General features: G+C 35.5%; 16 protein-coding genes. 2 read left to right on the top strand and 14 right to left on the bottom strand.

What is annotated here, in order from left to right; all coding sequences use genetic code 11:
- Position 1: 1 nt before the first annotated feature.
- The 3 genes from dnaG to NST00_RS09830 all read right to left on the bottom strand — a co-directional run bounded on the left by dnaG (position 2) and on the right by NST00_RS09830 (position 3,501).
- On the bottom strand, positions 2 to 1,819 hold the full coding sequence (dnaG, locus tag NST00_RS09840) for a DNA primase (protein WP_016838554.1): 1,818 nt from the start codon (positions 1,817 to 1,819) through the stop codon (positions 2 to 4).
- A 213-nt stretch (positions 1,820 to 2,032) separates the two neighbouring features.
- Positions 2,033 to 2,851, bottom strand: a complete 819-nt coding sequence (locus NST00_RS09835; protein WP_340709906.1) for a pyruvate, water dikinase regulatory protein — start codon at positions 2,849 to 2,851, stop codon at positions 2,033 to 2,035.
- An 11-nt stretch (positions 2,852 to 2,862) separates the two neighbouring features.
- Positions 2,863 to 3,501 (bottom strand): helix-turn-helix transcriptional regulator, encoded by a 639-nt coding sequence (locus NST00_RS09830; protein ID WP_016838556.1) that lies wholly within the window; start codon positions 3,499 to 3,501, stop codon positions 2,863 to 2,865.
- A 382-nt stretch (positions 3,502 to 3,883) separates the two neighbouring features.
- Between NST00_RS09830 and NST00_RS09825 the strand changes: the two genes are divergently transcribed.
- Positions 3,884 to 5,269 (top strand): glycine--tRNA ligase, encoded by a 1,386-nt coding sequence (locus NST00_RS09825; RefSeq protein ID WP_016838557.1) that lies wholly within the window; start codon positions 3,884 to 3,886, stop codon positions 5,267 to 5,269.
- Positions 5,270 to 5,435: 166 nt separating this feature from the next.
- Complete coding sequence (locus NST00_RS09820) at positions 5,436 to 5,915, top strand: hypothetical protein (RefSeq protein ID WP_168412324.1); 480 nt, start codon at positions 5,436 to 5,438, stop codon at positions 5,913 to 5,915.
- Positions 5,916 to 5,960: 45 nt separating this feature from the next.
- Here NST00_RS09820 and recO read toward each other — a convergent pair whose 3' ends face one another.
- From recO to floA, 11 genes are all read right to left on the bottom strand, one after another.
- The gene (recO, locus tag NST00_RS09815) at positions 5,961 to 6,755 is read right to left on the bottom strand and encodes a DNA repair protein RecO (RefSeq protein WP_340709905.1); all 795 of its coding nucleotides are present in this window, start codon (positions 6,753 to 6,755) and stop codon (positions 5,961 to 5,963) included.
- Positions 6,756 to 6,880: 125 nt separating this feature from the next.
- Entirely contained in the window at positions 6,881 to 7,795 is a 915-nt protein-coding gene (gene era / locus NST00_RS09810; protein ID WP_016838560.1) for a GTPase Era, read from the bottom strand.
- Complete coding sequence (locus NST00_RS09805; RefSeq protein WP_016838561.1) at positions 7,788 to 8,189, bottom strand: cytidine deaminase; 402 nt, start codon at positions 8,187 to 8,189, stop codon at positions 7,788 to 7,790. The genes era and NST00_RS09805 overlap by 8 nt, the downstream gene beginning before the upstream one ends.
- A 20-nt stretch (positions 8,190 to 8,209) precedes the next feature.
- Positions 8,210 to 8,560 (bottom strand): diacylglycerol kinase family protein, encoded by a 351-nt coding sequence (locus NST00_RS09800; protein ID WP_016838562.1) that lies wholly within the window; start codon positions 8,558 to 8,560, stop codon positions 8,210 to 8,212.
- Positions 8,553 to 9,035 carry an rRNA maturation RNase YbeY gene (ybeY, locus tag NST00_RS09795; RefSeq protein WP_340709903.1) on the bottom strand — a complete coding sequence of 161 codons (483 nt, stop codon included), beginning with the start codon at positions 9,033 to 9,035 and terminating at the stop codon, positions 8,553 to 8,555. Before ybeY ends, NST00_RS09800 begins: the two co-directional genes overlap by 8 nt.
- A gap of 8 nt (positions 9,036 to 9,043) precedes the next feature.
- On the bottom strand, positions 9,044 to 11,167 hold the full coding sequence (locus NST00_RS09790) for an HD family phosphohydrolase (RefSeq protein ID WP_340709902.1): 2,124 nt from the start codon (positions 11,165 to 11,167) through the stop codon (positions 9,044 to 9,046).
- A 113-nt stretch (positions 11,168 to 11,280) separates the two neighbouring features.
- Positions 11,281 to 12,237: a PhoH family protein gene (locus tag NST00_RS09785; protein ID WP_016838565.1), complete on the bottom strand. Its 957-nt coding sequence runs from the start codon at positions 12,235 to 12,237 to the stop codon at positions 11,281 to 11,283.
- A 2-nt stretch (positions 12,238 to 12,239) separates the two neighbouring features.
- Positions 12,240 to 13,367 carry a sporulation protein YqfD gene (locus NST00_RS09780; protein ID WP_172597871.1) on the bottom strand — a complete coding sequence of 376 codons (1,128 nt, stop codon included), beginning with the start codon at positions 13,365 to 13,367 and terminating at the stop codon, positions 12,240 to 12,242.
- Positions 13,351 to 13,605, bottom strand: a complete 255-nt coding sequence (locus tag NST00_RS09775) for a hypothetical protein (RefSeq protein ID WP_016838567.1) — start codon at positions 13,603 to 13,605, stop codon at positions 13,351 to 13,353. The genes NST00_RS09780 and NST00_RS09775 overlap by 17 nt, the downstream gene beginning before the upstream one ends.
- A gap of 57 nt (positions 13,606 to 13,662) precedes the next feature.
- Positions 13,663 to 14,100: a hypothetical protein gene (locus NST00_RS09770; RefSeq protein WP_096551216.1), complete on the bottom strand. Its 438-nt coding sequence runs from the start codon at positions 14,098 to 14,100 to the stop codon at positions 13,663 to 13,665.
- Positions 14,101 to 14,130: 30 nt separating this feature from the next.
- A complete protein-coding gene (gene floA, locus NST00_RS09765; protein ID WP_445329559.1) occupies positions 14,131 to 15,123 on the bottom strand; it encodes a flotillin-like protein FloA in 993 nt (330 codons plus the stop codon).
- Between the last annotated feature and the right edge of the window lies 1 nt (position 15,124).

The following is a 15,124-nucleotide window of genomic DNA, read 5'->3' as shown; positions in this document are numbered from 1 at the left end:
CTCAAATCGCAGATAATGTTTTTTTCAGTTCAATCATTCGTTGGACGAGTTCTAAAGCTTTTTTATATTCATGCATTCTTTCAGCTTCTTGGGAATCGTGCATGAGTTTTTCTATTTCAAGCTTTATGCGATGTTTTTTTAGTTGTTTTAAACAATCTTCAATCTCAGCCTCTTTAAATTCTGGATCGCGCTCTATTAATGCAGCTTCCATAACAATTTTTCGAAGTTCTGCATCATCCAAAATTTCTAAAAACCTTTGATAATCCGCCGTGCCATGCTCTTCGTAAAAGCCGATTAAGCGAACAAACACTGCCATATACTCATCATGAATAAATGGTTGCGAATCATCACTGTGTAAAATATTTTTCACTAGTTCCATATCAAACAACATATGTGAAAGGAGTAATCTTTCAGCACGTTCAGTCGCATTTAAATTTTTGGAATGAATTTGGCCACTAAATATTGTATTTTTTTGTTCAGCTCGTTTATAATTTTTAGAAAAGTCAGCATCTAATTTTCTGAATTGTGCATAAATAGCTTCTTCCGATATTTTTGTTTCTTTCGATAGTTCTTTAATATAAAGTTCTCGTTCGATAGGCGATGATTTTCCAACAAGATGCTCAAGCACTTCTTGAATATATTGCAAAATATCATTTTCAAATTGAAAATTTTTATTGCGACGTGCATACATCATCATAAAAGCCATGTATGCATGTGGTTTTTCAATCATCTGTGCAAAGGACTCTGAACCATACTTCCGAATGTATTCGTCAGGATCTAATTGATCGGGTAGTACGACAACTTCAACATCCATTTGTTCGTTGTAAATCATTTCTGCGGCCCGTTTTGCTGCTTCCCAACCTGCATAATCACCGTCATAACAAACCACTACGTTTCGAACTAAGCGTTTTAGCCTTGTGATATGCTCTTTTGTTAAGGAAGTGCCCATCGTTGCCACAGCGTTGTCTATACCTGCTTTTTGCGCAGCAAGCACGTCCATAAATCCTTCCATTAATATAACTTGACGTTTTTTACGAATTGAAGCTCTAGCCTTGTCCAAATTAAAAAGAACTTCACTTTTTCGAAAAATCGGGGATTCTGGACTATTTAAATATTTCGCTTCTGATTCATTTGCCTCAAGAATTCGACCAGAAAAACCAATGACCTTTCCAAATTCGTTGCGAATTGGAAACATGATACGTCCTCGAAAGCGATCAAAGTAAGTATGGTCATTTTCCTTTTGGATGATGAGTCCACATTCAACCATTTCATCTAACGAAAAACCTTTTCGCTCTAGTAATACAGTCACTGAATCCCATACTGGCAATGAGTATCCTATACCATTGGATTCGATATCTTCCCTTGTAAATCCTCTTTTTAATAAATAATTTACTGCTTTTTCGCCTTCTTCTGTGTTCATCAATAAATGATGATAAAATTCAGCAACAAATTGATGGGCATTTATCATATTTTCTTCTTTTGGTGAATATCGGCGAAAATTTTTGTCCATACTTTGATTTTGGATATCAATATGTATGCCGATGCGCTCCCCTAATTTAGAAACCGCTTCAGGAAAGGATACATTTTCGATATCCATGACAAAGGTTATAACATTTCCCCCTGCACCACAACCAAAGCAATGGAATATTTGTTTGTCTTCAGAAACAGAAAAAGAAGGTGTATTTTCACCGTGGAAAGGACATAATCCAAACCAATTTCGCCCTCTTTTTGTTAACTGAATATATTCGCTGATTACATCAACGATATCCGATTCTGTTCGGATTTTTTCAATTAATTCTTCAGGAATTTTGCCTATCATTCCATCACCAACTTTGTTGCTAAATAACACAATTCGATAAAAAATTAAAAATTCCTTTAAAATGCGACAAAAAAACTTCACTTTTTATAATATTTATTTGTTAGAAATATTTTTACCACAATTTTATTATTATAAAACATTCTTTATAATTTTTCTATACTTATTTATAAAAAAATGAAAAAAACCTCCTCGATAATCTGGAGGTGTAAATAATTACTTATTTTTTAAACGCTCTAGTCGCTCAATGATGTCATTCGCTGTTTCTTCAACAGCTTTATTTGTAACATCGATGACTTGACAACCTAATTTTTCTACCACTTTATAAAAATGCGCAATTTCCCGTTCAATGCGATCTCTTTTTGCATAAATCGCATCATCACTTAGACCCAATGCAATTAACCTTTGTTTACGGATGACGTTTAGTTTTTCAGGAGAAATCACTAAACCAAAACATTTTCTTGGATCTACTTGAAATAATTCTTCAGGCGGTTCGACTTCTGGAACGATTGGAACATTGGCTACCTTATATCTTTTATGAGCCAAATATTGTGATAGTGGAGTTTTTGAAGTTCTAGATACACCAATTAACACCACATCACTCAATAATATTCCTCTCGGATCTCGTCCATCATCATATTTTACGGCAAATTCGATCGCTTCTACTTTTTGAAAATAGTCATCGTCTAACTTATGAACTATTCCAGGTTCTTCTAACGGAAATTCTTCAAGTCTATTACTAAATAAATGAATAATAGGACCTAATAAATCAATGCAATCAATGTTATTTTGTTGACATAAATTATACATTAACTGACGTTTTTGTTTTTCTACTAATGTATACACTATAATTGCACCTTGCATCGCCGCAATTTCTACAATGTTTTTTATATGGTCATCATTTGAGATATGTGGGAATCTTCGGATAATGATGCCATCAAAATTTGGTCTAAATTGTGTAGCAGCTGCTTTAACCACTTGTTCTCCAGTTTCTCCGACAGAATCAGATACGACAAAGATTTTTAAGTTTTTCAAATTAGCACCTCTTACAAATCATTCGTCTCAGCTAATGAAATAAAAGCTTTTGTAATATTGGTTTTGGTTATACGACCGACAATTTCTAACCCATCTTCTTTCTCTTCTACAACTGGCAATGAGTCAACTTGTCGCTCGATCAATTTTTTAGCAGCATGAATGAGTGAATCATTCTTATGACAATACACAATATTCGGCATTCTCGTCATAATAATATGAACGGGAATCTTTGTTATAGCTTGAGTTCCAATACTTGTGCGAAGTAAATCTTTTCTTGAAAGCACACCTTGCAAACGGGATCGATCATCCACCACAAACAAGGTTCCAACATCTTCCAAGAACATTTGACAAATAGCATCATAAGCTGTCATATTCTCAGATACAACAACTGGCATAGATTGGAAATCTTTAACTTTTAAATTCATCATTGACTCTGTTACAGAAGCCATCGTTTTTTTGCCAGAATAAAAATACCCGACTCTAGGTCTGGCATCTAGAAACCCTGCCATTGTTAAAATTGCTAAATCTGGTCGAAGGGTTGCTCGAGTCAAGTTTAATTGTTCAGCAATTTTCTCCCCTGTTATTGGACCCTTCTCTTTAACAATTTGCAGAATTTTATCTTGACGTTGATTGAGTTCTATTGGACTCACCGCCTCAATTAGTGTTATACTTTTCTTAAATATTATATACTATTTTCTTTATAATTGCTAAGAAAAGTCCTACATGATAAAATAATGTCACAACTAATTAAAAAAATTACTATATTCAAATATTTTGGCAATGACAGGACTATAAGTATCTTTTCAACAAACAGCGAGTAGGGATGGTGAAAGCCTACACGAAAAGAGAAACGGCAGCCTCGAGCCATGATGAAAAAAAGAGGATTGCAATTCTATGAATGAAATGCAATCAATCGGGGTGGAACCGCGGGTGTAATTATGTATTCCAGCACTCGTCCCCGGGCTTATGGCCCGGAGACGGGTGCTTTTCTATTATTATTATGAAAAATAAAATTAAATAGGAGGAACAAAAATGGCTGTTCAATCAATGGAAACTATTGTGAATTTATCAAAACAACGTGGATTTGTATTTCCAGGTTCTGAAATATACGGGGGACTTGCTAATACATGGGATTATGGTCCTCTTGGTGTGGAACTGAAAAATAATATTAAAAAAGCATGGTGGCAAAAATTTGTTCAAGAGTCACCTTACAACGTTGGACTTGATGCAGCAATTTTAATGAATCCACGCACTTGGGAAGCATCAGGACATGTTGGAAACTTCAATGACCCAATGATTGATTGTAAACAATGTAAAGCAAGACATCGAGCTGATAAGTTAATAGAAGAAGCAGCTCTACAAAAAGGTGATGAAATTATCGTTGACGGCTTATCATTTGAAAAAATGGCAGAAATCATGAAGCAATATGATGTTTCCTGCCCTGATTGTGGTGCACAAGATTTCACTGAAATTCGCCAATTTAACTTAATGTTTAAAACATTCCAAGGTGTTACAGAAAGCTCTTCTAACGAAATTTATTTAAGACCAGAAACGGCTCAAGGTATTTTTGTTAACTTCAAAAACGTTCAACGTTCTATGCGCAAAAAACTTCCATTTGGTATTGCACAAATTGGTAAATCTTTCCGAAACGAAATTACGCCTGGTAACTTTACATTCCGTACGCGTGAATTCGAACAAATGGAGTTGGAGTTCTTCTGTAAACCTGGTGAAGATTTAGAATGGCAAAATTACTGGAAAGAATTTTGTAAAAACTGGTTGTTAAGTTTGGGCATGAGCGAAGAAAACATTCGCCTTCGCGATCATTCCGAAGAAGAATTATCCCACTATTCGAAAGCAACAACAGATATCGAATATAAATTCCCATTCGGTTGGGGCGAACTTTGGGGTATTGCAGACCGCACAGATTATGACTTGAAGCAACATATGCAATATTCAAACGAAGATTTCACTTACATCGATCCAGTTACAAATGAGCGTTACGTTCCTTACTGCATCGAACCATCTGTCGGAGCAGACCGTGTAACATTGGCATTCCTATGTGATGCATATGACGAAGAACAACTAGAAGATGGAGACAAACGCACAGTGCTTAGATTCCATCCGGTTATCGCTCCATTTAAAGCGGCAGTTCTTCCACTATCGAAAAAACTGTCTGAGGAAGCAACTGAAGTTTGGAACGAATTGCGCAAATATTTCCCAGTAGATTATGATGAATCTCAATCCATCGGTAAACGTTATCGCCGCCAAGACGAAATTGGAACACCATTCTGCATCACTTACGACTTCGATTCAAAAGAAGACGGTCAAGTGACTGTGCGTCATCGAGATTCAATGGAGCAAGTACGCATGCCAATTGCGGATGTAAAAGCTTATATTGAAAAGCACTTACAATTCTAATATTGCTTACATGATGAAAGCTGTACATGATTGTACAGCTTTTTTTCTTTTGTCTAATGATATGTTGTTCATTATTTTAAAATCAGAATTATCTGAATTAAATATACATATTCTTTCCCCCTCTAGTATAATTGAGTTAAGGGATTTTGGATTAGGGGGGAGCTATATGCTGTTTAGTTCATTTACAAGTTTTAAGAAACAACAAGAACTTCAAGTTAGCGACGTTTTCAGCCAATTAAAGAATATTGTGACAGCGATATTAAAGCGAGAAGTACCTTCCAATAGTTCCAACAGTCAATTAATATTCAATACAAATTTGAAAATTCAACAATATTTTCATGCGGCACAATATCACCGAAAACAGATCGATCTTACTACATCGCTTGGTGTGTTTCATAAAGAAGCTTACGAAAGTACAATAAAAAAATATAATCAACTTAAACTTTTGATGGATAGTTTTATTATTCTAAATATTGAAGAAGAACGAGAGAAAATCAATCATCGAATGAGACTTGTCGATGACAAAATTGAAAAGCTGTATTTGGAATTGAAAAATGTTAAACACATCCTAATTCCTGAGCTAGAGGAAAAATTTTGGCAAGCTTTTAAAGAAGATTTAATGCCTATTTTAGCTGAATTAAGATAATGATAGAAATATTAATACAATATATATTTCAATAAAAACAGGCGCCTAAAGTTTGTCGCCTGTTTTGTCTTTATTGTCTTTTTGTAACGAGTACAAAGCTTCTGATTTTTCAAGCTGTTCAATAAATGAACGAGACTTTAAACGCATACCTGTTTGTTCTTCATAAATCGTCGTTACAATTTTCTTGATAAAGTGTTTCGTTTCACGCTTTAACTCCAACTTTCCAATTTTCTCAATTGGAATAGTAGAAAACACGCGAATTAATTTTAATTGTGTTGGACTTAGCCGAATAATATAGGGGTCAACATGAAAACAACGGTGGCAAAGAAATCCTCCTTGTGAAAAGGAAAAGGCAAATTCCCCTTCTACCGCACCACAGGATGAACATTGATGCAAAATAGGCCTTACCCCTGCATAAGGAAGAAACTTCCAATCAACGAACAATGCGATTGCTTCTGGATCATGCTCATCTTCAATCGCATATAAAGCTTGTTTCAACACTTCGTAAGGAAATGGTTGCGGATTTCCCTCTTCTATTAATCGATCTACCATTTCCACAATGTAACTAGCATAAGCTGCTCGTAATATATCGGTTTGAATATGTCGCATCGAATTGATAAGCTCACCTTGCTGTAACGTGCCTATACCCGAAGATCGTTGTACAATGAAAATACCATGCATAAAAGTTTGAGATATTGACGCTAACCTGCTCCGCGGTTTCTTAGCACCTCTAGCCATCACTGCAACTTTTCCAGCTTCTTTTGTCATCAGTGTAACAATTTTATTTGATTCCCCATAATCTCTTGTTTTTAAAACAATGCCCTCTAATTTACTTAGCATCTGTTGCACATCCCTTTTCACTGAGGCATTCTAGAATCTTATTTAATAATGATTTCGATAAAAGGACGATGAATAAAAATTCATAAAGAGTGCGTCGTAAGTAATTAGACGCACTCTTAAACATTTTAATATTCATCTTCTCGATATCCAAAGTCTCTTAGGTATGTGATTTTATTTCGCCAATCCTTTTGAACCTTTACCCAAAGTTCTAAATAAACTTTTGAACCGAGGAGCATTTCAATATCTTTTCTTGCTTGAGTTCCGACTTCTTTTAGCAAAGATCCGCCTTTACCAATGATAATCCCTTTCTGCGAGTCCCGCTCAACCATAATCGTGGCATTCACGTGAATGAGATTTTCATTTTTTTCATCCCTGCGAATTTTATCAATGATAACCGCTACAGAATGAGGTATTTCTTCTCTCGTTAAATGTAATACTTTTTCACGAATCAGTTCTGATATGATAAAGCGCTCTGGATGATCTGTAACTTGGTCGCTTGGATAATATTGAGGTCCCTCTGGTAAGTAGTTTTCAATTGTTTCTAGCAATCGTTCTACATTATTCCCCTCCAATGCAGAGATTGGAATGATTTCTGCAAAATCCATTTTTTCTCTATAAGCATCAATAATTTCTAATAATTCATCTGGATGAATTTTATCTATTTTATTAATCACTAAAAACACCGGAGTATTCGTTTCACTTAACAATTCCATAATGAATTCGTCGCCTTTGCCAATCTTTTCTTCTGCATTAACCATAAACATAATTAAATCTACTTCACGCAGTGTATTTTTAGAGACCTTCACCATAAATTCGCCTAGTTTATGCTTCGGTTTATGAATTCCTGGTGTATCAATAAATACCATTTGGCTTTTTTCTCTCGTCAATACACCTTGTATTTTATTTCGAGTTGTTTGAGGTTTATCCGACATAATAGCAATTTTTTGGCCAATTACACGATTTAAAAATGTCGATTTTCCTACGTTTGGTCTACCAATAATTGAAATGAATCCTGATTTAAAACGATGATTGTCATGCATCTTTCATATCCTCCGAATTAAAAGCACTTGGTAATAATTGTTTTACAGTTGTTTTTTGTATTTTTCCTTGTAAATTTGCTAAATAAACAGGCATCTCTGGTGAACAAAATTCAGCCATTACCTGTCTACATGCACCGCATGGAGAAACGGGATTTTTTGTATCGGCAATGACAGCAATTGCCTCAAATTTTGTTTCCCCTTCTGAAACGGCTTTAAAAATTGCAGTTCGTTCTGCACAATTTGTCATACTAAAGCTAGCATTTTCAATATTACAACCGTGAAAAATTTTCCCGCTCTTCGTCAATAATGCGGCTCCAACAGAAAATTTAGAGTAAGGAGCATATGCTTTTTCACGGGCGTGTTTCGCTTCATTCATTAACTTTTGTACATCCATATGTACGGATACGCCTCCTATTACATGAGAAACCATTTAGGCAGAAAAATAATCAATCCAATGAAAATGCTTGCGATTGCAGAAATGAGCACTGCACCAGCCGCAACATCCTTCGCTGCTTTTGCAAGAGCATGATATTCTGGTGAAACAAGATTGACGACTGTTTCTATTGCAGTATTCACCATTTCTAACGCAATCACAAGGGCCATCGTTAAGATTAACACCAGCCATTCCGCTGCACTTAATTGCGAACATAAGCCTGCAATCGTAACCAATACAGCACAAGTAACATGGATGCGCATATTTCGTTCTTTCATTGCAAATCGTATTCCTTCAATTGCATAGTGGAAAGAACGAAAAAATTTACGCATGAAAATCACGACCTAAGCCGTATGATGTGAGAATTTCCTCTTGTCTTGAAAACATTACTTTTTCGTCTTCTTCCGTCATATGATCATATCCTAATAAATGCAAAAATCCATGTACGGCAAGAAAACCAAGTTCTCTTTCAAATGTATGCCCGTACTCTTCTGCCTGTTCCCTCGTTCGATCGACAGAAATAATAATATCACCTAGAACACGAGGTAATTCTCCAACTCCAATAATTTCGATTTCTCCTTCGCCCATTTCTTCTAGAGCGAAGGAAATAACATCTGTCGGCTGGTCTTTGTCACGGTATTCACGATTTATTTCATGTATCTTTTCATTAGTTACAAAGGTAACAGAAACTTCTGCATTGTTGATATTTTCTAGTTTCGCAGCATATTGAAGCAATTTTTCAACAAGTTCGATATGTTCATCGCTTAATTTATTTGTCTCATCTAAAAAATCAATTGTTAAAGTCATAGTTCCTCCTAATTTTTATCCTCTTTTGGATACTCAATTCTAGAGTGGAACGTGCCATTTAGTGTTTCACAAAGCACTTTTTCAATTATTTTTAACTCCTTAATGGAAATATCGCATTCATCAAATTGTTGTTCCTCTAATTTATTTTTAATAATCGATTGCACTAAATTGCGAATTTTCTCAGCATTAGGTTGCTTCATGGAGCGAGCGGCCGCTTCTACACTATCAGCGATGCTAATGACCGCAATTTCTTTCGTTTGAGGTTTTGGCCCCGGATAGTGGAAGATGGACTCATCTTTAACTACGCCTTGTTCTTTTGCTTTATGCAAAAAATATTTTAACGAACTTGTGCCATGATGTTGAAGTGCAATATCAATAATTTCTTGTGGCATTTTATGCTTTTGTAAGATTTCTGCTCCATCAGTTGTATGGGCTATAATAATTTCTGCACTTCTTTCCGGTGGCAGCGAGTCATGTGGATTGATACCTGACATTTGGTTTTCGACGAAAAATGCAGGACGTCTCGTCTTCCCAATATCATGATAATAACTTCCTACTCGAGCAAGCAATCCATCTGCTCCAATAGCTTCACAAGCGGCTTCCGCTAAATTTGCGACCATGATGCTATGATGATACGTTCCAGGTGTTTCGGTTAATATTTTTTTCAATAGCGGATGATTTGGATTCGATAATTCGATTAATTTCATTGTCGACAAAATTCCAAAGGCTGATTCAAAGAATGGCAACAATCCCATCGTTAAAGCGCCAGACAACAAACCTGAAACTACTGCTGCCACTCCGTAAAATAATAATTCTAACGGTTCATAATGGGATTGGGACATTAATAAATAGAATGCAATAAATAATATATTAATAATAACTACAATTCCACAACCCTTTAATATATCAGAACGATTTTCAATCGATTTCATAAAGTAAATGCATGCATAGCCACCAAGCAATATATACAATGCAATTTCCATTTGCAATACTGCCGAATACCCTTCTTGGAATATAACACCTGCCGATGCGGCCGTGAGTAATGTTACTAGACTTGCAACTTTGTGAGATGCTAATAAACTCACAAGCATAGTCGTTAAAGCAGAGGGAAATAAAAAGGCTATTTGGACTTCAAAATCATCTAATAAATTAATAAGTTCCATAAATCCGATTGAAAATAGATAAACAATTACCGTTGCAACAACTTGTTTTCTCTTTTTTTGCACATCAATATTAAGTTTGTCAAATAAGAAATAAAGAAAAGTCATTTGCAATATAACTAAAATTGCTAGTCCCAATACAGGTTTTATAGATGCCTTATTATTTGTCATCCCTAATAATTCCAGCTGTCGATATTTTTCTCTGTCGATCAATTCGCCTTCTTGTACGATAATTTGACCTTGTAAAATACGAGTTGGTTCAACTGCTTGCCGTGCTCGTTGTTTTAATTCTTCAGTTTTTTCTTCATCCAACGTTTCAGTTTCAACAACTGCTACCCTTCCTAAAATAACTAATGGTGGTATAAGGGAATTACTAATACTCTCATGTGCACGAATTTTTGATTCTAATTCATTGCGCACGGATGTGACATTTTCCTTGCGTATTGGGACCGATAGAGTATCTTTCACTAGTTGAATCAATGTGGTATGAGCTTTACTTAATTCCTTTTCGTCCACAGTGATAAAAGTCCATAAATGTTCATCTGTGAATCGCAGGGAAGTTTGACTTTCAGTGATTTCCTTTAATTTATCTTGAAGCAGTTGAATTTGCTCTTCTTTCAATAATATTCTAGTACCATTTCCGGAAATTTCTTTTCGGACGTCCAAAATAATTTCATGTATTGTTTCAATAAGCGCCACCCGATGATCGACAATTTCTTCATCAAAGACATATACGGATTCCACAGCATCTACTGCTGCTTGTCTCTCCTTTTCTGTTTTTTCAGTATCTTCTACGGTTTTCACAGCTCGTATTGTTTCTGGAGCTAATTGAAATGGTTGGACATCATATGTATCTCCTCGAACATTGCCAAACATGATAAAAAACTGTAATAGGCCAGTAATAAATAATATAGTAATCAGTAATACACGAAAACCGAACATGTCCAGTAATTTTATTAAGTGCTTATCCATAACGCACCCCCAATATTGTATATTAATAGTTTATCAATTTCTCGTTCGTTTTTCATTGGTAGAATTGGATTCTTTAGTAAATAAAAAATGTGTACGAACTGGCGTACACATTTTTATAGTTCTTGATCGAAATAGGCTTGAATAATTTTTGCCACAAGAGGATGCCTTACTACATCTCCTGCTTCCAAATAGGTAAAATGAATATCTTTCACATTTTTCAACACTCGTTCAGCAATCATCAATCCAGATTCTACATTTTTCGGTAAGTCAATTTGAGATTTATCTCCTGTAATAACCATTTTGGACCCAAATCCTAATCGAGTTAAAAACATTTTCATTTGCATATGGGTTGTATTTTGAGCTTCATCCAAAATAACAAAAGCATCATCTAACGTACGGCCACGCATATAAGCAAGTGGAGCAATTTCAATTGTTCCCCGCTCAATTAATCGTTGAGTATGTTCTGTTCCATAAATATCGTGTAAGGCATCGTATAATGGCCGTAAATATGGGTCAACTTTTTCTTTTAAATCACCAGGTAAAAATCCGAGCGACTCTCCTGCCTCTACAGCTGGACGTGTTAGAATGATTCGTTTAACATGTCCATTTTTTAATGCTTGTGTTGCCATGACTACTGCTAAATATGTTTTCCCCGTACCTGCAGGCCCGATGGCAAAAACTAAATCATGAGAACGAATAGCCTTTATATATTCACGTTGACCAATCGTTTTGGCACGGATAGGCTTGCCATTATGAGTTCTACCTATTTCAACGTCATATAACTCTGAAAAATATTCAAGTGTTCCTTTATTTAACATTTCAATGGCACTTGAAACGTCTCTTAAATCAATATTAATGCCTTTACGAATAACTTTTAATAATTCTTTTAGCAACAATGTTACTTGCTTCTTTTGTTCTACTTCACCTGTAATTTGAATGATTTCACCGCGAGTAATGATACGACAATTAAATGATTCTTCAATTAACTTTATATTAGCATCGCCCATTCCTAGAAGCATAATTGCTTCATTTGGGTTTTCAACATGTAACTCTGTTAATTCTTCAGCCATATCTAATCTCCTTGACTAATTGGATATTCTTTCGCAATATTTTCGTTTACCAAAAAAAGGACTTTCCCTTTAACTTTATCATCATCGAAGGTAACGTGCAAAATATTTTCTTTCTTGATAATCGTTTTTGGAGGTAGTGATTTTAAAATTTTTTCGTGCAATAGCGGCAAAATAAATGAGTCGATTTGATCTTCTGACAGTTCTTGTACAGTTGTAATATAATTTTGCGTCTTTTTGATTTCGATGTAATTTGAAATCCAATTTGGCAATTTGATTTTTTGAAACGATAACTCTTTCTCCTTTTCATCGCTATTTTTCAATCCAAATATCCACTTGCTGTCAGCGGCTGAAATGTATTTGACTTTCCTCGGTATCTCAAAACTCGTTTCTAGCCAGTAATCAGCATATACTTCTCCCTGCGCACCCACAGCCATATATTCATCTTCACCTACAGTAATGACTCCTGATACAAGAACATCTCCTTTATACACAGTCATATTTGGCATAACTCGACGCTCACCGCTTGTAATATTAAAATGAGTTATCACACCACTTTTCGAAGCAACTAAATGATATAGTCCGTCGCTTTTCTTTTCTTTATTTTCCGTTATTGGTGCTAGTTGGGGAACAATTGTCATACTGCTTCCCTTTTTGATAATATGCACCCAAGAAAGATCACGTACTTCTTCCATAATGGTTTGTCGTATTTCAAAATCGGATACAAGTTTTCGTTTTAACACAGGATTGTCTAGTTGTAATTTTTCATCTATTATCTTTTCAACTTTCGCCTTCAATTCTGGCGTACTTGCTTCCACTTCAACTTTCCAAATAAATTGTGAACAGATGATGGGGATGAAAATCAACAGTATTATTCCAATAATTGTCCAACCAGTTTTTTGAAAAATCCTTGATTGTTGCAGGTAACGTATTTTTACTTTCAAATTTAATTTTTTCCGCAATGAACGTACAATAGTCACATCTTTTCTAGAAATTTCAAATTTGACTTCATCCTCTAAAAACTCTATTTCTCGTAATTTCACTCGATTTTGTTGTAAGCGTCGAATCAATTCATGTACGTTTCCACTGCGAGAAACACGAATTTCTACAGGGCGGCTATCGTATAATTTCATTTTCATTCACCTGTCGCTTCATTTCAAAATTTTTTAACTGATCAACATGTACTAAAATTTCTTCTTCTTTTAGTACATTAATATGTACTTTGTCAGCCTCAATCATCACGAGAAAACCTTCATAATAAAACTTACAATGATGCTCCGATGCTTCTAAAAATTTATAGTTTCCTATCATTCGTAATTGGCGACAATTCATCATTTCAATTATAGGGTCAATCTGGAATAATTTTTTCAAAAAAAACTGCCCTCCCTTTCACCAAGTATATGCTTAGGAATGGGAGGACATGATTTTTTACCGTTTTTTCGATTTTGGTGGTCCTAAAATTTCTTGTGTAATGATAGCATTCCTTAACGCTTCTTTTGAAGATAAGAATGGAAGTTTATGACTTACCTGTGGATGAGATTTCGTTTCTTTCGTTACGACAGGAGTTTGATTTGAACGTTCTTTTAACTCGACATTATTGGGCACAGGTTGTACTTGTTGTTGTATTGGTGAAGGTTCTTGCTCCTTCTCATCTACCATTACGGATTCTCTCTGTTTTACTTCCTTTTCTTCCGTTAATTGTTTCATCACTTCATTTGCAAATTCATCTAATGTTTTGATTTCAATTTTTGGTCTTTGACGATGTTCTTTTTGAATAGGAGGGGTAGATTGATCATGCCGTCTTTTTGACGAGCTAAAAAAAGAACTAACTAGAGCTATAATGATAAATAGAATTAAACTCTCCAACTATAACACTCCTTTCTGGAGGAGTATCTCTTAATCCTCTTGTTGATTCTTCGTCACATTTGCAATAGAATCACGCATTGCAGTGTCCGCTTGAATATTTTTGTAATTCATATAATCCATAATTCCCAAATTACCAGAGCGTAAAGCTTCCGCCATTGCCAACGGTATTTGTGCTTCAGCTTCTACTACTTTTGCTTTCATTTCTTGAGTTCTAGCAACCATTTCTTGTTCTTTCGCTACTGCCATTGCACGACGTTCTTCCGCCTTCGCTTGAGCGATATTTTTATCTGCTTGAGCTTGCTCAATTTGCAATTCTGCCCCAATATTTTTACCAACATCCACATCTGCAATATCGATGGATAAAATCTCAAAAGCTGTTCCAGCATCTAACCCTTTTTTCAACACTGTTTGAGAAATCAAATCTGGATTTTCTAAAACTTTTGAATGGGATTCACTGGCACCAATAGTGGAAACGATACCTTCTCCCACGCGGGCAATCACGGTTTCTTCACCGGCACCGCCGACTAAACGGTCTAAATTCGCACGTACAGTAATTCTTGCTTTAGCCTTTACTTCAATCCCGTTAAGGGCGACACCGGCAATAAACGGTGTTTCAATAACTTTAGGATTTACTGACATTTGAACCGCTTCTAATACATCACGACCAGCTAAGTCGATTGCAGCGGCACGTTCAAAAGATAATTCGATATTTGCTCTTTGCGCTGCAATTAATGCATTTACAACGCGGTCAACATTACCACCAGCTAAATAATGGGATTCCAATTGATTGATTGACACATCTAAACCTGCTTTATGAGCCTTAATTAATGGGTTCACAATACGACCAGGAATTACTCGACGTAATCGCATTCCGATCAAAGTAAATATGCTAACTCGCACTCCAGCAGCTAAAGCGCTAATCCACAGACCTACTGGCACGAATGTAAAGAAAATACCTAATACAATGATTGCAAAGACAATTCCAACAATGGAAGTGATGAATAAACCATCAATCAACATCATG

This window comes from Ureibacillus sp. FSL K6-0165 (assembly GCF_038004285.1).
GTDB classification, from domain to species: Bacteria; Bacillota; Bacilli; order Bacillales_A; family Planococcaceae; genus Ureibacillus; species Ureibacillus thermosphaericus.
Note: the sequence above shows the minus strand (reverse complement) of the source record. Positions and strands in the feature narration are given on the sequence as shown.